Source organism: Tunturibacter empetritectus (assembly GCF_040358985.1).
GTDB lineage: Bacteria > Acidobacteriota > Terriglobia > Terriglobales > Acidobacteriaceae > Edaphobacter > Edaphobacter empetritectus.
The window spans coordinates 759,002-779,619 of the sequence record NZ_CP132932.1; the positions used below are offsets into that span (position 1 = coordinate 759,002).

The 20,618-nt window shown below is 59.2% G+C and carries 15 protein-coding genes; 8 read left to right on the top strand and 7 right to left on the bottom strand.

Features of this window, described 5'->3' with window-relative positions:
• Window positions 1-8: 8 nt before the first annotated feature.
• The 5 genes from RBB75_RS03130 to RBB75_RS03150 all read right to left on the bottom strand — a co-directional run bounded on the left by RBB75_RS03130 (window position 9) and on the right by RBB75_RS03150 (window position 10,216).
• Entirely contained in the window at window positions 9-875 is an 867-nt protein-coding gene (locus tag RBB75_RS03130) for a UbiA-like polyprenyltransferase (protein WP_353069476.1), read from the bottom strand.
• 66 nt (window positions 876-941) lie between these two features.
• Window positions 942-1,748, bottom strand: coding sequence for a BON domain-containing protein (locus RBB75_RS03135; RefSeq protein ID WP_257031136.1), 807 nt, complete (start codon window positions 1,746-1,748; stop codon window positions 942-944).
• A gap of 90 nt (window positions 1,749-1,838) precedes the next feature.
• Window positions 1,839-6,236, bottom strand: a complete 4,398-nt coding sequence (locus RBB75_RS03140) for a translocation/assembly module TamB domain-containing protein (protein WP_353069477.1) — start codon at window positions 6,234-6,236, stop codon at window positions 1,839-1,841.
• Entirely contained in the window at window positions 6,233-7,027 is a 795-nt protein-coding gene (locus RBB75_RS03145) for a peptidylprolyl isomerase (protein ID WP_353069478.1), read from the bottom strand. The genes RBB75_RS03140 and RBB75_RS03145 overlap by 4 nt, the downstream gene beginning before the upstream one ends.
• On the bottom strand, window positions 7,028-10,216 hold the full coding sequence (locus tag RBB75_RS03150) for a POTRA domain-containing protein (RefSeq protein ID WP_257031137.1): 3,189 nt from the start codon (window positions 10,214-10,216) through the stop codon (window positions 7,028-7,030).
• Between the two features lie 307 nt (window positions 10,217-10,523).
• Here RBB75_RS03150 and RBB75_RS03155 point away from each other — a divergent pair, with 307 nt between their 5' ends.
• From RBB75_RS03155 to RBB75_RS03185, 7 genes are all read left to right on the top strand, one after another.
• Entirely contained in the window at window positions 10,524-11,777 is a 1,254-nt protein-coding gene (locus RBB75_RS03155) for a ThiF family adenylyltransferase (RefSeq protein WP_353070349.1), read from the top strand.
• Between the two features lie 166 nt (window positions 11,778-11,943).
• The gene (locus RBB75_RS03160; protein WP_353069479.1) at window positions 11,944-12,618 is read left to right on the top strand and encodes an RNA polymerase sigma factor; all 675 of its coding nucleotides are present in this window, start codon (window positions 11,944-11,946) and stop codon (window positions 12,616-12,618) included.
• A complete protein-coding gene (locus RBB75_RS03165; protein ID WP_179639304.1) occupies window positions 12,615-12,923 on the top strand; it encodes a hypothetical protein in 309 nt (102 codons plus the stop codon). The genes RBB75_RS03160 and RBB75_RS03165 overlap by 4 nt, the downstream gene beginning before the upstream one ends.
• Before the next feature lie 268 nt (window positions 12,924-13,191).
• Window positions 13,192-15,630: an ABC transporter permease gene (locus RBB75_RS03170; protein WP_353069480.1), complete on the top strand. Its 2,439-nt coding sequence runs from the start codon at window positions 13,192-13,194 to the stop codon at window positions 15,628-15,630.
• A 333-nt stretch (window positions 15,631-15,963) separates the two neighbouring features.
• A complete protein-coding gene (locus RBB75_RS03175; RefSeq protein WP_353069481.1) occupies window positions 15,964-17,289 on the top strand; it encodes an APC family permease in 1,326 nt (441 codons plus the stop codon).
• Window positions 17,290-17,301: 12 nt separating this feature from the next.
• Window positions 17,302-17,871 carry a carboxymuconolactone decarboxylase family protein gene (locus RBB75_RS03180; RefSeq protein WP_353069482.1) on the top strand — a complete coding sequence of 190 codons (570 nt, stop codon included), beginning with the start codon at window positions 17,302-17,304 and terminating at the stop codon, window positions 17,869-17,871.
• A 124-nt stretch (window positions 17,872-17,995) separates the two neighbouring features.
• Entirely contained in the window at window positions 17,996-18,544 is a 549-nt protein-coding gene (locus RBB75_RS03185; RefSeq protein WP_353069483.1) for a carboxymuconolactone decarboxylase family protein, read from the top strand.
• Here the strand turns inward: RBB75_RS03185 and RBB75_RS03190 are convergent.
• Both RBB75_RS03190 and RBB75_RS03195 read right to left on the bottom strand, forming a co-directional pair.
• Window positions 18,534-18,719 carry a hypothetical protein gene (locus tag RBB75_RS03190; protein ID WP_353069484.1) on the bottom strand — a complete coding sequence of 62 codons (186 nt, stop codon included), beginning with the start codon at window positions 18,717-18,719 and terminating at the stop codon, window positions 18,534-18,536. The two genes, RBB75_RS03185 and RBB75_RS03190, sit on opposite strands and share 11 nt — an antisense overlap.
• Window positions 18,720-18,778: 59 nt before the next feature.
• The gene (locus RBB75_RS03195) at window positions 18,779-19,441 is read right to left on the bottom strand and encodes a CatA-like O-acetyltransferase (RefSeq protein WP_353069485.1); all 663 of its coding nucleotides are present in this window, start codon (window positions 19,439-19,441) and stop codon (window positions 18,779-18,781) included.
• Between the two features lie 118 nt (window positions 19,442-19,559).
• Between RBB75_RS03195 and RBB75_RS03200 the strand changes: the two genes are divergently transcribed.
• Window positions 19,560-20,522, top strand: a complete 963-nt coding sequence (locus RBB75_RS03200; RefSeq protein WP_353069486.1) for an alpha/beta fold hydrolase — start codon at window positions 19,560-19,562, stop codon at window positions 20,520-20,522.
• The last annotated feature ends 96 nt before the right edge of the window (window positions 20,523-20,618 follow it).

The following is a 20,618-nucleotide window of genomic DNA, read 5'->3' on the forward strand; positions in this document are numbered from 1 at the left end:
GGCCTTTCTTATTTGTGCATCAACACATCCGCGGCAACAAACCCAAAGAACACCACCGAGATCACCCCATTCAGCGTAAAGAAAGCCGCATTCATGCGTCGCAGATCCTTCGGCGAAATAATTGAGTGCTCATACAGCAGCAGGATCGCAACCAGCCCAACCCCCAACATCGCAATCCTTCCCAACCCAAACAGCTCAATCAGCCAGCACAGCAGCAGCAGCATCCCCAAATGCATCCCGCGCGCAATCCAGAAGGCCGCCGTGATGCCGAACGCCTGCGGCACACTGTTCAGTCCCACCTTGCGGTCGTGTTCAAAGTCCTGACACGCATACAGCACATCGAAGCCGCCAACCCACAACAGCACCGCCGCCGTCAGCACAACAATTCTGATATCCAGCGATCCCCGCACCGCAATCCACGCGGCCGAAGGCGCAATCCCCAACGCCAGACCCAACACAACATGCGACCACCGCGTCAGCCGCTTCATATAGCTGTAGGCCAGCACCACAGCAAGCGCCACAGGAGCAAGCTCCAGCGTCAGCCGGTTGAGCATCGCCGCACCCACCACAAACAGCGCGATCGACACCACCACAAATCCCGCAACAAACCCTTTGCTCAGCGCGCCGGCAGGCAAAGCCCTCATGGCGGTGCGCGGGTTCGCCGCATCCAACTGCGCATCCGCCAGTCGATTGAACGCCATCGCCGCAGACCGCGCAGCCACCATGCACACAATAATCCAGCCCAGAACTCGCAGCGTCGGCCAACCACCCGCAGCCAGCACCGCTCCTGTCAACGCAAACGGGAGCGCGAACACCGAATGCTCCCACTTGATCATCTCAAGCGTTACAACCGTACTCTTCCACAACGATGCCATCCTTCTATCGTAAAAGAGTTCGTCCCCTCCAACCTAGCCAGCGTGCCTAAAGGTCAAAAAACAGCCTTATTTAGCCGGTTTCTCCGCCTCACCCCCAACCACCTCCAGGTTATTCACCACTTTGAACACTCCCGGCACACCATTAGCACGAATATTCGCCACATCTTTGTCCGACTGACTGTCCACCACGCCCGACAAAGTCACGTTCCCATTCACAACCGCGATCCGAATCGGCTTTGCCGGATCAATCGCATATTTGTTCAACTGCGGAAAGCCATAGATCGACCGCGCCTCTGCCAGTCGAATCCTGTCATCCATAGGCGACACCGGCGCCACCTCCACGTTATCAATCACGTCTTTCACCCCCGGATAGTTCTCTGCCAGGCTCAACGCCGAATCCTTATCCGTGGGGCCATATGCGGTCCCGCCCAGGGTCACCACACCCTTCTCGACGCCGATCGTAAACGCATTGAACGCCGTCGTTCCATACCCAACCCGGTCATACGCCAGCTTCTCCGCCAGCTTGTTCCGCAGCGTCATGTCATCGACATCAGGCCCCGCAACCTCAATCTGATTCTCAACCCCCTTCACATTCTGCCGGTGGTGGGCACGGTCGTCCGCGTCGAGCTTCGCGCTGTAAAGCTCCACCGTCCCCGTCAGCTTCACAACGCCATCCTGCACCGAGCTCTTCACATCTTTGAATCGCTTGTTATCCAGCGCCTTCGTCACCTCCGCCTGAATCCGCGCGTCGTTTGGCCCCGGCCCGACATTGCCCTGCGCGCTTTGGGCCACGCCCCTCGATGCCCCATCCAACATCGTCAGACCGGCAAAAACCAACACGCCGGCGCATGCAAAGTTCTTCATCCTGCTCATAGTCTTCCCTCCGGAGATCGTTAGCGCCGCGAAAAACGGCATCCGTGCCCTCATCCACACCTCGTACGATGCAGCCTCTACCTCAGCGCGCTAACGATACCTTTTCCGTAGCTTATAGACAACGCTGAATACGCCCGACTCGTCACGCGACACCACAATCGAGTTGTCGTGGTTCAAGTCATACTGCACCTGGATCAGCTGCTGCGCCGAAGTATTCACATTCGTCGCAAACGTCGCCGTAATCTGCCGCGACAGTTGTTGCTGCACGGTAATCCTGGCCGACGACCCGCCCAGCGTCCCCACAAACGCCGGATCGATCTTCACGCTGCCCACGCCAAACAGCTTCTCCACGCGGTTGCTGACCGTAGCGTTCAACGCCCCACCCAGCAAGGCGCTCGTCGTCGGATCGGTGCCCTGCTGCACCTGTCGCTCCTGGTAGAGCTGTGCCTCCTCCTGCGTCCGGCCCAGCGCCAGCAGCTGAAACACATCCGACTCGCTCAGCGGCGGCTCCGACCGATAGGTCGGTTTCAAGTTCGTCGATGTCCCATGCAGCCCAATCGTAATGTCGTAGTTCTCCACCTGCGCAGTCGCATCCAGGTCGATGATCGGGTCAATACGCACCGGATTGGTAAAGTAAATCTCCCCGCGCTGCAGTTGATACTTCGTCCCGGCAAACGTCGCGCTTCCCTCGTTGATCTCGATCCGTCCCAGCAACGAAGGGTCCGCAGCCGTCCCGCGAATCTGCAGATCGACCGTCCCCGCCAGCTTCGCATACGAGTTCTGAAAATCAAGCTGCGGCGCACTCGTCACGTGCACATCCAAACGAATCTTGTTCGCCGGAGCATTCGGATCGGGCGGCGGACTCACTCCCCCTGCAGATCCGAACGCAGCAAAATCCACATCAGCCCCTACGCCAAATCGCGTAATCAGGATCGTTCCACTCAACAGCGCACTGTCCGGGCTTCCCTGCAGCTTCAGATTCGCATTCGCCGTAGCGCTCAGCCCATACAGCCGCACCCTCACCACATCGCCGGTCGCCGACAGGTCCGCATACAACCCATTCTTGTAGCGAATAGCCCCGCCGATCTTCAGCGTTCCTCCGCCAGTCGTCGCAGCCAGGTTCTCCACCTGCAGCCGATCGCCGTTGAACACCAGCGTACCGTTCATATTGCTCAACCCATTCGGAATTCCATCGATCGCAACATTCACCTTCTCGAACTGAACCCTTCCCGTCAGCTCCGGATTCATCACATACCCGCCAGCGCCCACGGTAAACTCCACCTTGCCGGTCGAAATAACATCCGCGTCGAAGGTATGCAGCAGCGTCATGCTCACGCTTCCGGTCGCCTTCACATCCAGCTTGCCTCCCTTTGGATCCGTCGCTCCAAACAGCTGTCCCGTCCCGCTCGCCCGCATGTCCGTATCCTGCCCGGTGATATGAACCTGCTCGAGCGTAGCCACACCATCACGCAGTCCCACCCGCAGAGGCTCCGCCGCCTTCAGCTCCACTCCCTGCAACTTCACATCCACCTGATTGAACTCGGCTTCGCCACGCAGCGCCTTCGGTGTCTTCAGTGGACCGCTCACCGTCGCAGTCCCATTGATCATCGACTGCGCCTTCATCGTCCCCGGCCCAAACATCCCGAGCGGCTTGCCGATATCTAGACCCGCCACCGTCATCTTCGCCTGCGTCTGATAATCCCCCGTCAGCCGCAACTCTCCCGAAGCATTCAGCTTCGCTCCCACCAGCGTCGAGTCCGCAGTAAAGTACATCACCTCTCCCTGGCTATGCGCCTCCACCGCCGCCTCGCCAATCGTCTGCCCTCGATAAGACATCCCATTCAACGTGACCTTCGCCTTCAGCCCCGGCTGCGTCATCGTCCCATTCGCATCCGCGACCAGGTCCACCGTCCCATCCACATCGTTCTTCGCCTTCTTCACCATCTCAAACTTCGACAGCTGAATATCATGCCCTTCGACATGCCCATGTAGGTGTTCCATTCCCATGTCGTACCCGCCGTTACCTGCAATCTGCATCCCATGCACGCGCAGCACAACATTGCTCGCCTCCAAATCCTTCCCCTGCACCGTCAAATCCGCCACCGCAGACTCATACGGTTCCCCATAGGCCACCCCGTTCATCAACGAGACATGGCCACCCCCACTCAAACTCCTCAGCGTTCCCGCCGCATGCCCGTCCACCGCCACTGTTCCTGTTAGCGAAACCTTCTCCTGCTGCCCCGCAATCTGCAACACATCGACGACCTGCGCATTGGCCAGCTGCACCTTCGCATCCAGAGCCATCCCGTCGTCCCACAGATAACTCACCGCACCGCGAGGCGACACTACCTTCCGCGGCGCAATCTTGCCCTCCACATTCAGTACCGCAGTCCCGCGCTTGATCGTCGAAGTCGCCACGACAACACCCGTGTTCGGCGAGTACTCCGCATCCGTCACCAGCGAATCCAGCAACACATCCGTCGTTCCCAGCGCAAACTCCGCATTCGTCGCCTGCAGATGTCCCTTCACATCAAGATCCGCAATCTTCCCCTTCGCCGTTCCGTTGAACTGCATCGCGCCATGCAGTACCACAGGAATCGCCGCGGTACCCTTCTTTCCATTTCCTTCCAGATCCAGCGTCGTCAGCAGTTGGTTGTACTCCGACAGGTCTCGCACCGTCATATCCACCCGCAGGTCAGTTAGTGGATCACCCTCGTTCACACCCAGAACTCCTGACGCCTCAAAGTTTGTCTGCGGCATCTGCAGCGTAATCCGCTGAATCCGAACCGTCTCGTTGCGGCCGGTGTAATGCGCCAGAGCCTGCCCCGTCACAGGAACATCGTTCAATGCGCCCCGCCGTTTCACCCCCGTCGACGTAAAAGTCAAATTCCCATCCACCTCTACCGTATCCGCAATGTTCTTCGCCGGACCGCCCCACTCCACCTTCACCGGCCCACTCACAGCGGTATCAAATCCCAGATCGCCATAGTCCTCCGGCGCCGTCACATCCATAATGGTTCGCAGCGGAATCTTCGTAACCATTGCAGTCAAATAAGCATGAGCCGTTTGCACCGGGGGCACCTTCGCCGTCTCGCTCATCGGAGCCTTCGCCCCAATCGTCTTGGCTGTGGTATTGGCTGTCGTTATCGCAGCCTTGGTCGAAGACGAACTCACTGCAATATCCTGCGGCGGTACCTCTCCTAGCCAGTTCACAATTCGCAGCTCACCCGCCGCGCTGCCTCCGCCAGGCAGATATCCCGTCAACGCGGTAAGCAACAACTCCGTGGGCGTCACATGCAACGTTCCACCGCCATCGATATCATGCAGTCGCACATTCTGATCCCGATAAGCCGCCTTATGAATCTTCGCCGTCCCCACCAGAAGATATCCAGCCACACAATCCGGATCAGGCGGCAACGGACGCAGAGGCTTCGTCGTCTCCGCGGGATGGCTTCGCCGCCAGAACGGCGGATGCTTCTGCGCCACAGCAGGTGAGGTCGTGCAATTATGCCCATTCAAATCCAGGTCCACCGTGCCCGCATTCAAACCGTCCACATCGGCAAGCACGGAGACCTGCTTGATCTCCACCGTCCCCTTCACAGTCGCCTGCCACTCCGGCCTGGCAAAGTCTTTGATGCTCCCGGTCGCATCCAGCTTCGAGCTCTTGCCCGTCGTAAAGTTCAATCGCTGCAGCTCAATCGTGTCTCGTCCCAGCTCCACCGCCAGACTCAACCCCGACTGCGCCTCCACCTGCTTGCCCATCTTCGTCCGCAGATCCTTCAAGTCAACCGTCACACCATAGCGATCCGTCGACGCAATGTAATGCACCTTCGCATCCAGATCTCGCGCAACAAGATGGAACGGAATCGCCAAATCATTCAGCAACGCCACTCCATCCGACACCACAACCTCCTGCGCCTTCAGGTCCAGTACCGTGTCGAGAACGGGCTTGTTGCTTGTACTAGGATGCTTCGGCACCGGCTGATTCGTCTTTCCATCCTTATCCACAATCAAGTGAAACTGAGGATGCTCCACACCGAGATAGTTCAGCCGCACATGCGACGAGATGCCGGTGCCGCTGACATGCGTGAAGAAGTCGAAGATCTCCACCCGCAGCAGCACCTTATCCACCGCAAGATAAGGAGCCTCCCCCGGCCCCTCGAGTCCATGAATCACCAGCCCATCGGCCTCCACCGCAAGATGCCACAGATCGAAGCTGATCTTCCCCAGCTCCACTCTTCCGCCAGTCGCATCCTCCAGGACTTTAACAACTTCTTTGCCAACTCTTCGGTTGAAGTCGTTCGTCTTCGAGTACCACGCAAACACCCCGAACAACACCAGCACCAGAACCAGCAATGCCCCCACCGTCCAGCCAATCCAGATCATCATCCGCTTCGCCAGCGATCGCTTCACCTTCGCAATCTCGCCGGCAACCTTCGCCTCCATCTTTTCTTTCTTCTCGCTGAGTTTCTTCTCCAGGTCGCTCACGGCGCCACCTCGCCCGGATTCATAATCTTCACGCTGCCCTGCACCCGCAGCGACTTCAACCAGTCCACCAGCAGCGCTCCCACCTGCTGCTGCAGCAGCACCTCTTCAATCCTCTTTGAGATCGTGTCCATCTTGGGTGGAGTCACATCTCGCTTCGCATACTCCGGTGCCATTCTCTTCTCGTAAAACTCCTTGATCTCTGCGTCTGAAATCTTGATCCCATTCCGAAACCGTACCTCAATAAACTTCAGCAACTGCATCCGCAGCCGCCACCGCTCGCGGAACTCCTCCACCGTAAACCCGTGGTCGCTAAGATACTTCTTCCAACCCTCCTCGGTCTCGCAGTGATACGCCTTGCAGTCAGGAATATCCTTCCGCAGCATCGTCAACTGCTCATCCAGCGCCTGGTCGGTGATTGCATCTTCCGGTTCCTGCTCCGCCTGCTGCAAGATCAGATCGCGATCGATCAACCGTTCAATCGTTCTCTCCCTCGAGCGATCCCCTGCAGTCCTTCGATAAGGTTGAATATCCTCAAACCGCCGCTCTTCATCGACATCGCTCTCCAGAATCACATCACCATTCACCACAGCAACCACGCGATCCAGCACGACGCCCTGTTGCGCCGCAGCACCAGGCGTAGCAGCAGGTGCCGTACTCGTAGCCCCCGCCTGAGGTGTCGCCGTCTGCCCAGCAGCAGTCTGCAAAAACGCCCAGGCCTGCCCACTCTTCCACACGGGCGTCAGCGCAAACGCGACCAGCAGCAACCTCGAATTGTGCGTCATCCAACGCATCTAAAAGCTCTCTCCAATACTGAAGAAAAAGTTGAAGTGCGAAGCCTGCCCCTCATGCGGAGGGTTGTTGTTGAAGTCGTAAATAATCGGATACACCGGCGGATTAAGGTTATAGCTAAAGTCCACGCGAATCGGCCCAACCGGTGTCTTATAGCGTGCACCCAGTCCCACTGCATGCGAAAAATAGTTGAAGTTGCAGGTCCCGATGATCCCTGAAACATTCGCGCACGTCTGCTTGTTCGGCTGATTGAACCGTGTAAAGCTTGGAAACATATCTTTCGCATTCTGAAACACATTGCCCATATCGTGAAAGATCACAAAGCTCACGCTATTGCCCACCAGAGGCAAAGTCTGCGCCGGCAGTCTCAGCTCAAAAGAATTCACGAATGCCGCCGACCCACCCACCGGAAAGCCGGTCTGCAAGTCTCTGGGCCCCGCACCATTGATGGGAAATCCGCGATGCGAGTTCGCACCGCCCGCATACAGCCGCTCCGGCAGCGGTATCGAATTGCAGCTCGGATTCGTCGTCAGCAAAACTCCCGCGCATGCAGTGTTTCCCACATTCGGATTTGCGCCCTGCGCCCGCTCATAGCCAATCCTCGTCTCCCGAGCAAATACATACTTCAGCTTGCCAAACTGGTAGTACGTCGAGTTCGTTCCATCCAGCTTCCAGAAGTCCGTCTGCGATCCAAACTTCGACGAAGCCACAAAGCCCTGCACCGTCGAGTACTGCCCCTTCACCGCATCCAGCGGCCCCGGTGACCGCGTGTCATGAAACCAGGTAAAGCTCGGCCCTCCTACACGCACAGGCTGCGACAGCAATGGAATTAGATCCGCAGAGACCTGCAGGCTGTTCGGATTTACCTTCACCCGCCGATAGAGAAAGTCATAGATAAATGTGTCCCGCCGCCGAAACTTCTCGGTAATGCGAAAGTCCCCCTGCAGCGTCGACGCCTGAAACGTCGTAATATCCTGCACATTTGAGTAGCCGCCTGCGATCGCCGCGCTGAAGTTCTTGCTCCCCCGCAGATGCGGATTCTGCAACGTCAACGTCGCCACCTGCTCCAGCAAACCGTACGTCGTGTGCAGCGTCAGCGAATCCTCCGACCCCCGCAGATTAATCCTCGACACATCCAGCGAAACCCGTGGGCTTACGCCGGGCTTGCCATCCGGAGACAGTTGGTTACAGGGATAGGTCAGTCCAAGCTGGATGCACGACGCCTCCGAGATCGTCCCTGTCTGCGGTGTTCCCAGCGCCGCCTCGAAGCCGAACCCATACGTCACGTTCCACCGCTTCGCCTCCGTCAACTGCAGCAACACATTCTTCTGCGGAGCGTCTCCCGCGGGATTCTGCACCGCCGCCACCACCTCGTTGAACAGCGCAATGTTGTAAAGATTTCTCTGTGTCTGCAACAGCGCCGTCTGGTCCAGCGGATCCCCCGGGTGCACCAGAATCTGCGACGCCACAACACTCGGCCTCGTCTTCTCCACCCCCGAAAGCAGCACGCGATTCACGAAGACCTGTTGCCCCTCCGTCACGTTCAGCGACACATCCGTCTTATCCGCATCCGCCGACTCCTTCGTCTGCCTTATCTCCACCTTCACCTGGTCAAATCCATTCGCCAGGTAATACTGCAACACCGTGTCGCGATCGCCTGATAGCGTCACCAGCGAAAACGGCTGGCCTGCCTGTGCATTCATCAGGCCCCGCACACTCTGCACTCTAGCCGCGTCCACTCCCGTCAAATCAACTTTGCCAAACTTCTGCTGCGGCCCCTCAACGATGGTGAACGTCACCGCAATCTCACCCACCTTCAGCTTTTTCCCGTTCTTCGCGGTCGTAACATCCTTCACATCCGTCGTCACCTTGGCCTGATCGAATCCATTCGCCCGATACAGCGCCTGAATCGCACCCACATCTCCCGACACCAGCGCCGGACTGTAACGCCCGCTCCGCTGATACGCATTCGACTTCTGCACCCGCATCCGCTCCCGCAGCAGATCGTCCGTGAAGTATTTGTTGCCCCTCAAATCCACGGCCACTACCTTGTGCTTCACCCCGCGATCCACAGTAAAAACCACCTGCTCCGCCGTCGTACCGTTCCCCACCACCCTCACATCCACCTTCGAGTCGAAGTATCCCTGCTGCTGTTCGTAGTCGCGAATGTTGAACACGCCCTCGTTCAGCAGATCGTTATCGATCGTTCCCTCCTCGAAGATAGGAACCAGCAGATGCAGCCGCCCCGTCGAAATCTTCGCCCCCTCCACCGACACCTTCACCTCAGGCCCCTGGTTCGCGTGGAACTCATAGTCCACCTTGTCCCGCGCGTCATCATACGTCTGCTTCTGCAGCGAAACCGTCGCCTCCAACCGATTCTTCTTCTGATACAGCTTCCGCAGCCGGTCCAGCGCATTGCTCGTCGTATCCCGCCGCACCTTGCTGTTCTCCTTCAGCTTCGACTTCTTCCGAAACTCCTCCGGCGTCAACCCCGTATCGTCGCCCACCAGTTTTATCTCTCCCACCCTCGCCTGCGGTCCAATTGCAACCGTATAGGTTACATTCACCTGATCGCCCGCTTCATCGGTCTCCGGCTTCACCGCCACCGTCGGCTCGTAGTAACCCTGCTGCTGCAGAATCTCCTTGATCCCGGCAGTCCCCGCAGGTATCTGCGCCTCGGTAAACGCAGTCCCCGGCGAAAGCTTCGTCGCAAACTCCAGCAGCGACGTCAGCCGTTCGCTCTTCACCCCCGCGATCGTCACCCGTCCCACGTAGTACCGAGCCAGTCCCGCAAACACCAGCGTCACCTGGTCTCCTTTGCGAATCCCGCGAACCGAAATATCCCGATACCTGCCACTAGCAAACAAACGCCGCAGGCTAGCCCGCACCTCCTGCGGATCCAGCGGCACCCCAACCTTCTGCGGCAACTCCTTCGGCAGCGTATCCGTCGCATCGAACTTCACGCCCTCAAACAAGATCTTCTCGACGACGAGCCCCTTCCACTGCCACAGCGAAGTCGTCAGCCCCACGTCTTTGTCGTCAACCGAATCCGGCTTCTCCGCAACCGGTTTTGTCTGCTGCCCCTGCGCAGGTGTCGCTCCACTCGGCACCGTGTTCAGCGTACGCGCCGGCGTTGACGCTGCCGGAATCTCCTGTCCCAGGGCCGCGCCGCCCGCAAGCCCAAATGCCAACCCCAAACTTACCCACAACCCAGCCCACACAGCCGCAGCTCCACGTCCGCACCTTACCCACCGTCGTATTCGCGCGCGACCTCGAAGCACCTGACCCAAAAAACCACCCATCATTCCTTATCTAATTTTGAGGAGACCCGACAATCCTTCACCATGCATAGGACCCGCATCCAGAGCCCGTGCAGTCGCCGTGAACTCATTCTCCCGTAGGATGCCGACAGCCAATGGCCTGTCAGCCGGTTCCCCTGCACATCCGTCCTTCCCTATACTACGAAACAGCAGCCCTTTTTGGACGGACGCGACCTTCATCATGTCAAAGCATCCAGCACCCTCCCTCGAAGAACCCGCCACGAGCATCCACATCGGCACCCCCGCCACGCAGTCCCCCGCATCAGCCGCCCGCCAACCCATCCTCGATACGGAACGCTACTCCCGCCAGATTCTCTTCCCCGGCATCGGACCCACCGGCCAGCATCTTCTAGCCTCCGCCCACGTCGCCATCATCGGCGTCGGAGCCACCGGAGCCGCCACCGCCTCCCTTCTCGCCCGCGCCGGCGTCGGCACCCTCACCCTCATCGACCGCGACTTCGTCGAGCCCTCCAACCTCCAGCGCCAGATCCTCTTCGACGAGGCAGACGCCCGCGACTCCCTCCCCAAAGCAGAAGCCGCCCGCCGCAAGATCGCCCTCTTCAACTCGGGCATCACCGTCCACTCCCACATCGCAGACCTGGTCCCCGCCAACATCCACGAGCTCCTCACCCCCGCTCACCTGATCCTCGACGCCACCGACAACTTCGAGACCCGCTACCTCCTCAACGACTACTGCGTCCAGCAATCCAAGCCCTGGATCTACGCTGCCGCCATCGGCGCCTACGCCGCCACCATGAACATCCTCCCCATCCCTGTCGACTCTTCAAAAGCTGTCATTCTGAGCGATGGCGAAGCCGCCGAGTCGAAGAACCCCCGCATTTCGTCTTTACGAACGGAGCGGAGCGACGTACCCATAAAAGACGCGCTGGAATACACCCCCACCGCCTGCCTCGCCTGCATCTTCCCCAAGCCGCCCACCGGCCCCGTAGAAACCTGCGACACCGCCGGCATTCTCTCCACCGCGGTCAACCTCGCCGCCTCCATCCAAACCACCGAGGCTCTCAAACTCCTCACCAACCAGCCCCACCTCATGCGCCGCACCCTCCTCTCCCACGACCTCTGGTCCAACGAGCGCACTGAGATCAACGCCTCCAGACCCAACCCCTCCTGCACCGTCTGCGGACAGCGCCTCTTCCCCCACCTCGCCGGCGAAGGCCGCCCTCACATCACTCTCTGCGGCCGCAACTCTGTTCAAATTCACGAGCACCACCGCCCAGTCGACTTCGCTGCCATGCGCAATCGGCTCGCGCCTCACGCAGACATCCACGACCTCCGCTTCAACCAGCTCCTCCTCCGCTTCCAACGCGGCCCTCACACCTTCACCCTTTTTCCCGACGGCCGCGCCCTCATTCAGGGCACCACCGACATCACCCTCGCGCGCTCCCTCTACGCCCGTTTCATCGGCTCCTGATCAACGTCGTCTTCAACGCCAACCTTCTAAGTTCTTTCCCCTCAAACAACCCTTCGCGTCCGTCCTCCATCCAATTCTCCTACGACAGAATATTTCCTCCGTTTGCGGTAGGCTCGATGCAGGCGAAAACTCGAACGTGAACGATTAATTTGTCCGGAGTCTAGCTATGGACGTCCAAGGCCTACAAATGACCCAACTGACCCAACCAACACCACCCACTCCTGGTGTCTTCAAACGCAACCCACCCATCGCAGGGGAAGCCGAAGCCATCGAAGCCGCGAAGAACGGCGATGCAGAAGCCTTCTCCAAGCTCTACGCCCTGCACAAACGCCGCGTCTACACCCTCTGCCTCCGCATGCTCGGCAACGTCTCCGAGGCCGAAGATATGACCCAGGAGGCCTTTCTGCATCTCTTCCGCAAGATCGGCAGCTTCCGCGGGGAATCGGCCTTCTCCACCTGGCTCCACAGACTCACGGTAAACCTGGTGCTCATGCACCTCCGCAAGAAAGGCCTCAACCTGGTCTCCCTCGAAGAGACCATCAACCCTTCGGAAGAAGACGCACCCAAGCGCGACTTCGGCAGCCGAGACCTGGCCCTCACCGGCTCAGTCGACCGCGTAGCCCTCGAGCGTGCCGTAGCTTCTCTGCCCCCCGGCTATCGCATGGTCTTCGTCCTTCACGATGTCGAAGGCTTCGAACATAACGAGATCGCCACCATGCTCGAGTGCTCCACCGGTAACAGCAAATCGCAGCTCCACAAGGCCCGCCTCAAACTACGCGAACTCCTCCGCCAGCCTGAACCAGCTGCCCAGCCAAACGGCCTCAAGGAGGTAGCGGTATGACGGAATTCAAATCTCTCGACTTCGACACCATGACTCCCGCCGACTTCGAGAATTATCTGCCCGAGTTCTTTGCCAACGGCGACGGCCACGTCAGTACCGATCCGCGCCTCCAGACCTTCCTCGCGAATAATCCCGACTGCGCCGCCCTCGTTCGCGACCTCGAAGCTATCGCCGACCAAGCCCGCAGCCTCTTCGAACCCACCGAAGATCAGGACCCCAGCGACGCTGTCTGGAGCAACATCCAGAACAAGCTGAAGCAGGGCACCGCTGGCGAAGACGACCTCCCAATCCCACAAACTGTCTAGCGAATTATCTGGCAAAACCGCACCGACGCAAGCAGCCCAGCCTCCGCAGCGTCATCGCAGAGGCTGGGCTGTTCTGCTCTTTCCAGTGCAAGCTGTGCGTATATGGACTCCTCCGTCCACTTACGGACATCGTTTCTCCGAAGCCTCACGGCGAAAACCCTGCAAACACCGCGAAATACGAGCCAATTAGCGCTCAACCGCCTCATTTCATTTGGTCACTCACATGCACTCACTCCAGCGGGTCCAATAGGCTGCGCAAGGAGTCTGCATGAGATCTCTCCTTCAAGACGTACGCTACGCTCTCCGCCAACTCTTCAAGAGTCCCGGCTTCGCAGCCACCGCCATCCTCTCCCTCGCCTGCGGAATCGCCGCAACCTCAGCCGTCTTCAGCGTGGTCTGGGGAGTCGTCATGAACCCCTACCCCTACGCCGCCCCCGACCGCATGGTGCACTTTGCACTCGGAGGCGCCACAGCCAACGGCTACAACGGCGTAGCGATCACAGCCACCCAGTGGCAACAACTCCGCAAAGTCCCAGCCATCGAGGACTCGGTCCTGATGAACTTCAAAAACATGACCATCACCGGAAGCGACCTGCCGGAAGACGTCCACAGCACCCTGATGACGTCCAATGGCTTTAACTTCTTCGGCGTGCCCACCCTGCTCGGCCGAGGAATTCTGCCATCGGACGCAAGCGACGACCGCGATCCGCAACCAATCCTCGTGATCAGCTACAAATTCTGGCAGCGCCACTTCAACGGCGACCCCACCCTCATCGGCAAAACCATTCAACTGGATCACCAGCCCTACAACGTAGTAGGTGTTGCCGCAAAGCGCTTTACCTGGGGCGACGCCGATGTCTATCTACCCATGAAGACAACTGCAGGCACCGACGCCTACCAGGTAGAGGCCCGCCTCAAGCCCGGAGTCAGCCACCACCTCGCCGAACAGCAACTCCAACCGCTCCTCACCCAGTTTGAAAAGGACACCCCACGAAACTTCCCACCCAACCCTGGACCATTGACCGTCATCGGCCTCAACGATCAGTTCATGAAAGCGATCGGCCCCTCCCTCGCGCTCCTCTTTGGTGCCGTCCTGCTGCTCCTCGCCATCGGCTGCGGCAACGTCTCGATCCTTCTGCTCGCCCGGGGTGTGGCCCGCGAGCATGAGTTTGCCGTACGCGCCGCCATCGGAGCCTCGCGCGCACGCATCGTCCGTCAGCTCCTCACCGAAGCCCTCTTGCTCTCAGTCACCGGCGCCACGCTGGGAGTGCTCTTCGCCTATAAGCTGCTCGCAGGCATCATCGCGCTCCTGCCCCAATACTCCTTCCCCCACGAGGCCGCCTTCGCCATCAACCTCCCCGTGCTTGCCTTCTCTGTCGTGGTCTCCCTGCTGACCGGGATCTTCTTCGGCCTCTGGCCTGCGCTGCGTCTCTCGCGCCCCGATGTTCGCGAGGCCATGCAGACCGGCACCCGCAAGGTCGCTGGCACAGTCAGCGGCCGGGCACTCCACAACGCCCTCATCGCCGGCCAGATCGCACTCACCCTCCTGCTCCTCTCCGCCGCCGGCGCTGCCGTTCAAAGCTTTCTCAAGCTCGCCCACACTCCTCTCGGATACGACCCGCATAACACCATGTCGATCGGTCTGCCCATTCGCGAGTCCGCCTACTCCACCCTCCCCGCTCGCATCGCCTACGTCGAACTCCTCCGCAACAAAATCGCCGAGATCCCCGGCGTTCGCATGGTAGCCATCTCCGCCAATGCCACGCCGCCAAACAACGGCCTCAACTCGCCGATCGAACTCCTGGGCCAACCCTCCTCCCAGGACCGGAAAGCGCGGATCAACTTCGTCAGCGAGGAATACTTTCCGCTGCTCAAAATCTCCCTGCTCCAGGGCCGCCTCTGGACCGAGTCCGAGAACCATAACGCCAACTCCGTCGCGGTCATCAACCAGACCTTCGCCCATAAGTACTTTCCCAACGGCGATGCCATCGGCCACTCCCTCACGATAGGGGCTCTCAAAAACGCGCCTCCAGAGGTGACCCCTCAACCAAGTGCAACAGGCTGGATCCAGATCATCGGGGTCACCGAAGACAAGCTCGATGATGGCCTGCGTAATCCAGTCGCCCCCGAGGCCTTCATCCCATACACCCTCGCCATGTGGGGCTACACCCAGTTCCTGGTCCACACCGACGGCCCACCCACCGCCATGATCCACACCATCGGCCAGCAGGTCGCCTCCGTGGATCACGACCAACAGATAGGCCAGTCGGTCCTGGACCTCGAACACTGGATCAGCACCCAGCCCGAGTACGCCCAGGGCCAGCTCCTCTCCTGGCTCTTCGCCGGATTCGCCATCCTCGCTCTCCTTCTCGCAGCAGTCGGCCTCTACAGCGTCGTCTCCTACACCGTCTCGCAACGCACCAACGAGTTCGGCATCCGCATGGCCCTCGGCGCTCCACGCGGTAGCGTACTCGAGTTAGTCGCGCGCTCAGCCATCACGAGCGTCGGCATCGGCGTTGCGATAGGAATCCTGCTCACCATCCTGCTGCAAAAAGGTCTGGCTCACTGGGCTGCGGCAACCAACCAGACGCTGACTCCTCTGCTCTTCGCCGTCGCCATCCTCGCATCCGTAGTCCTCATCGCCAGCGGCATCCCAGCCCGCCGCGCCACCCAGGTAGAACCAATGGAAGCCCTCCGCTACGAGTAACCCTCCGACTGCCGTGTCGCCGTTGCTTCGCATTCGCATTGTCGTTCCCCCGTTACCCAAAATTGTCGTCCCCTGCTACCCAAAAAGGATCGTCATTCTGAGCGAAGTTGCTCACGGCTTTTTGTGAGCAACGCAGTCGAAGAATCCCTGTATTTGTCTTTGCCTTTTCTTGTCATTCCGCGCCCTGAGCTTGTCGAAGGGAAAGAACCCCGCATTTCGCTATTACCGGTGCATCTGCATGGTTGCTGTTCCGCCATCGGCTGTTGAGCACCCACGATCTCAACCCTTTGATGGATGGGAGATTCCAAATCAGACGAGTAGCATAGCTCCCTGATGGAACAGCGTCGGCAGATGGGACTGGCCGCAACCCTCTCCGTGGTTACTGGAGAGTCGATTGCGCTCGGCATCTTCCTTACTCCCGCCGCAATGGCAAGATCGCTGGGCTCGCCTCTCCTGCTGGCCGCCGTATGGTGCGGCATGGGCCTCATCACCTTATGCGGAGCGCTCTGCTACTCCGAGCTAGCCATCAACTACCCCCTCACTGGCGGCGAATATGTCTACCTGCGCCAGGGTTACGGCACCCGCCTCGCATTCCTCTACGGCTGGATGTCCGCCGCCGTCATGGACCCAGGCCTCGCCGCCGCGCTCGCCGTAGGCGCAGCCCCCTATGTCCTCTCCCTCTTCGGACTCCCGCCGCGCACGCAAATCGTCATCCCCGCGCTAATCCTCATCGGCCTCGCTGTCCTCAACTACATCGGCACTCGCCTCAGCCGCCGCGTCATGACCACCGCCAACCTCTTGAAGATCGCAGTCCTCGTATGCCTCGTGCTCTGGGCATGGATCTCCGGGCACGCGACCGTCGCGCATCTGTTGCCTTTAGCCGCCCGCCGCCCCGGCTCCGAACCTCTCTTCGCCGCCATCGCCGGAGCCACCGTCAGCGCCTTCTTCAGCTTCGGCGGATGGTGGGAGGCAGGCAAGATCGCCGGCGAAGTCCGCAACCCAAGCCGCAACATGCCCCTCGCCTTCACCGGAGGCGTGCTCCTAGTCACCGCTGTCTATCTCCTGGTCAGCGCCTCGTTCCTCATGGTCGTCCCGCTCGAAAAGATCGTCTCCAACACCGCCTTCGTAGCCCAGTTCGGCGAAGCCCTCTTCGGCACCACAGGAGGCAAAGTCCTCTCCGCCTGCGTCCTCCTCTCCGTTCTCGGAGGACTCATGGCCCTTACCATGGCTGCCCCGCGCGTCTACTACGCCATGGCAAAAGACGGTGCCTTCTTCGCCCCCTTCGGCAAGCTCCATCCTCGCTTCGGCACTCCCGCCAGCGGCATCCTCCTGCAAACCGGCCTCGCCCTCCTTGTCCTAAGCTTCGGAGCCTTCAACCGCATCCTCTCCTTCATCATCTTCTCCGCGCTCTGCTTTCTCGCCCTCTCCGTCACCACCCTCTTCCGCATGCCTCAGCCCGTTCGCCGATGGTGGTTCCCCACCGCACCCATCGTCTTCCTCCTCGGCTGCGCCGTCATCGACCTGATGATCCTCCTGCACGATCCCATCCCCGCGCTTATCGGTTTAGTCATCGTCCTCTGCGGCGAACCCGTCCGCCGTCTCTTCTTCTCCAAGGCAGACGTCAACGCCAACCCACTTCCCCAACAAATCACATCCTGAAAGGAACGACTCATGGCACACATCCAACTCCCCGAAGGCCTCCCCGGCATCCGCGGCGCAATGGCCTTCCGCCCCGCCACCGCAAGGCCGCTCAACGATCTCGTAGAAGTCCTCCTCCACGGCCCCAACTCCCTCACCCCGGGCGAGCGCGAACTCATCGCAACCTACGTCTCCTCCGAAAACGACTGCTACTACTGTCAAACCATCCACGGAGCCATAGCCGCAGCCAGCCTCAACGGCGACGAAGCCCTCGTCAAACAGGTCAAGCACGACTTCCACAATGCCGCCATCTCCGAAAAGCTAAAAGCCCTCCTCGTCATCGCAGGCAAGGTACAACGAGGCGGCAAGCACGTCACCACCGACGACGTAGCCGCCGCCCGCGATCAGGGCGCAACCGACATCGAGATCCACGACACCGTCCTCATCGCCGCCGCCTTCTGCATGTTCAACCGCTACGTCGACGGACTCGGAACCACCCAACCCCGCGATGAAGCCATGTACCGCGAGCGCGGCAAGTGGATCGCACGCGAAGGATACGTCAGCGTCAGCAAAGAATATCTGCCCGCCGAAGCCGCACACTAGTTGGTTTAGAGTCGTCGCTTTTTTGTTTGTCATTCCCGAGGGAACCTGCTTTTGGTTGTCATTCCCGAAGGGAATCTGCGTCTGCAGTTCTCACCATCAGTCAAAACCCAGTAAGGAGAGACTCATGCCCCACATCAAACTGCCCGAAGGCTTCCCTGGCATCAGCAGCGGATTCGTCTACCGCCCCGAAACCGCCAAGCCCATGCGCGAACTCGCCCACGTCCTCCTGCACGAGCCCAACTCCCTCACTCCCGCCGAGCGCGAACTCATCGCAACCTACGTCTCCAGCCAGAACGACTGCTACTTCTGCCAGACCAGCCACGCCTCAGCCGCCGCCGCGCACCTCGGCAACGATTGGGGTCTAACCGAACAGGTAAGACAAAACTACGAACAGGCACCCGTCTCAGACAAACTAAAAGCCCTCCTCACCATCGCAGGCAAAGTCCAACAAGGCGGCAAGCACGTCACCTCCGAAGACGTCGCCAAAGCCCGCAAACAAGGCGCCACCGACCTCGAGATTCACGACACCGTCCTCATCGCCGCAGCCTTCTGCATGTTCAACCGCTACGTCGACGGCCTCGCCACCTGGCAACCCGAAGACCCAGAGATGTACGCCAAGATGGGCCAACACCTGGCCACCGAAGGCTACCTGGCCCCCTCCATCAAAGCCTGACCCACGCAATCGCAGTTGCTATTGCGGTTGCAGTCACTGCTGCAGTTGCTTGTCCTTTTTTGTCATTCCGTAGCGCAGCGAAGGAATCTGCTGTTGCACTTCCCGTAGCTTTGTCTAAACTCTCCACACCACTCCATAAAATCGTCATCTCGACCGAAGCGATAGAAAGCTTCATCGTCTGCCTTCGGTCGGGCGTGGAATAGCAACGCTCGCTACCAATCGAAGTGGGCGCGCCTAACCAATCTCGCGATCGACCGGGGCATCCAGGCAACATTGAAACTTCTCAACGAACTGAGCCACATGTAGGCCATCCGCCAGAGCGTGGTGCACATGGATCGATACGGGCATTGTGCAGCGGCCACCCGCCTCAGTAATTTTGCCGAACGTGATGCGGGGCGCGGAGTCTTCGTGCGCGAAGTCGCGAGCATGCGAAATGGAGGTAAAGTCGAACCAGGGAAGCACCGAATAACGGATCAGGTTGGCCTCCGGATAGCGCTCGATGTCATCTCTCTGCCGCACCCGGTCGAGTTCGATAGCCGCCTCCCGCACGAACTCATCGATTCGCGGTCGGAACTGATAGTGTCCCAGGCCAATCGTGCCATTCTCGCGTCCTACAGCACTTCCGCCATTGATCTGTTCATAGCTCCAGACGGTGTCGCCAACAATACGCGTCTTGAAGTTCTCAACTTGGTGCGCAGCGACAAGTGAGCGATGCAGCAGTGACAAAAAGACTGACAGTTGATGCTTCTTGGCGTAATAGTAGGTCTCTGTGCAGTCAACGCGGAGGCAGACGCCGTGATAGGGCTCGGTAAAACTCTTGAAGAAATCGAAACTCGCGCGTCGCTCCCAAGTCTCCAGGTCAATCTTCTGTCTGCTCCCAATCACAATCTCTTGCATGCTCCAATGCTAAATCGAAGAAGCCTCCTCTATCGCTTTTGATGCGAACGGCGTTTATCAGGACTGATGTGGGTTACTTGTGAAATATTGGTGACCGCTCGGTTCAGGGAGACCCACTATGCGTCAAATCAGGAAGCTATCATTCTTGCTCATCGTCTCACCTTGGATTGCCGCGTATTCGATGGCTCAAACGGATTCGTCACCACACTCAGTCCAAATGGTAGTGGTCGAACCGGGCGTTCAGCTCGAAGTTCTGGATTGGGGCGGGTCCGGAAGACCTCTCATCTTTCTGGCTGGGAACGGCGATACAGCGCATCGTTTCGATGGCTTCGCTCCACAATTCAGAAAGCGGCACCACGTTTTCGCCGTCACGCGGAGAGGATTTGGCGCCTCCAGCAGTCCCGCACCGGCCAATGGGAATTATTCAGCGGACCGCCTTGGCGATGATGTGCTTGCGGTGGCGAAGGCGCTCCGCATCGACCGTCCTGTGCTGGTGGGGCATTCCATGGCCGGAGAGGAGTTGAGTTCGATCGGGAGCCGCTTTCCAAACAAGGTTTCCGGGTTGATCTATCTGGATGCTGCGACTGACTTTGCTCTCGATGATCCTGAGCATCCACTTCTGACAAACGAGATGAATGACATGAAGAAGCGCATTGACAAGATCGAAGCAGGTGGGGTGGATGAAAAGAAAGAGCTATTGGAACTGGAGATTGCTGCAGCACGCTTCGAGACCGTCCTACATCATGACAACGCGGAGATAGCAAATATGCCGCCCCTGCCGCCTCGTTCGCCAATCGGTGCGGCGCTCAACTTCGGCACGCAAAAGTACACAAGCATTTCAGTTCCCGCTCTCGCTATCTATGCATGTCCGCACAACTGGGACCGCCTACCTGATGGCGACAGGAAGGCCGCCTTGATCAAGGACGATAAAGCGCGCTGCACGCGCTGGGCCGATAATTTCCGCAGGGGCGTGCCCAACGCCCATATCGTTATGATCCCGAACGCAGACCACTATGTGTATTTGAGCAACGAAGCTCAGGTGGTCGCAGAGATGAATGCGTTTCTTGACAACCTTCATTGAACGAAGTTCGAGAACCGACACCATCAAAGATGGTCGACATCCTCCTCGGGCCCTTAGAAATTCGGCTCTCAACTCCCTAGAAGTCGGCTTGTCGTC

Coding starts and splice junctions, on each gene's coding strand:
- RBB75_RS03130 (WP_353069476.1), bottom strand. CDS start 875: ATGGCATCGTTGTGGAAGAGTACGGTTGTAACGCTTGAGATGATCAAG.
- RBB75_RS03135 (WP_257031136.1), bottom strand. CDS start 1,748: ATGAGCAGGATGAAGAACTTTGCATGCGCCGGCGTGTTGGTTTTTGCC.
- RBB75_RS03145 (WP_353069478.1), bottom strand. CDS start 7,027: ATGCGTTGGATGACGCACAATTCGAGGTTGCTGCTGGTCGCGTTTGCG.
- RBB75_RS03160 (WP_353069479.1), top strand. CDS start 11,944: ATGGACGTCCAAGGCCTACAAATGACCCAACTGACCCAACCAACACCA.
- RBB75_RS03165 (WP_179639304.1), top strand. CDS start 12,615: ATGACGGAATTCAAATCTCTCGACTTCGACACCATGACTCCCGCCGAC.
- RBB75_RS03170 (WP_353069480.1), top strand. CDS start 13,192: ATGAGATCTCTCCTTCAAGACGTACGCTACGCTCTCCGCCAACTCTTC.
- RBB75_RS03175 (WP_353069481.1), top strand. CDS start 15,964: ATGGAACAGCGTCGGCAGATGGGACTGGCCGCAACCCTCTCCGTGGTT.
- RBB75_RS03180 (WP_353069482.1), top strand. CDS start 17,302: ATGGCACACATCCAACTCCCCGAAGGCCTCCCCGGCATCCGCGGCGCA.
- RBB75_RS03185 (WP_353069483.1), top strand. CDS start 17,996: ATGCCCCACATCAAACTGCCCGAAGGCTTCCCTGGCATCAGCAGCGGA.
- RBB75_RS03190 (WP_353069484.1), bottom strand. CDS start 18,719: ATGAAGCTTTCTATCGCTTCGGTCGAGATGACGATTTTATGGAGTGGT.
- RBB75_RS03195 (WP_353069485.1), bottom strand. CDS start 19,441: ATGCAAGAGATTGTGATTGGGAGCAGACAGAAGATTGACCTGGAGACT.
- RBB75_RS03200 (WP_353069486.1), top strand. CDS start 19,560: ATGCGTCAAATCAGGAAGCTATCATTCTTGCTCATCGTCTCACCTTGG.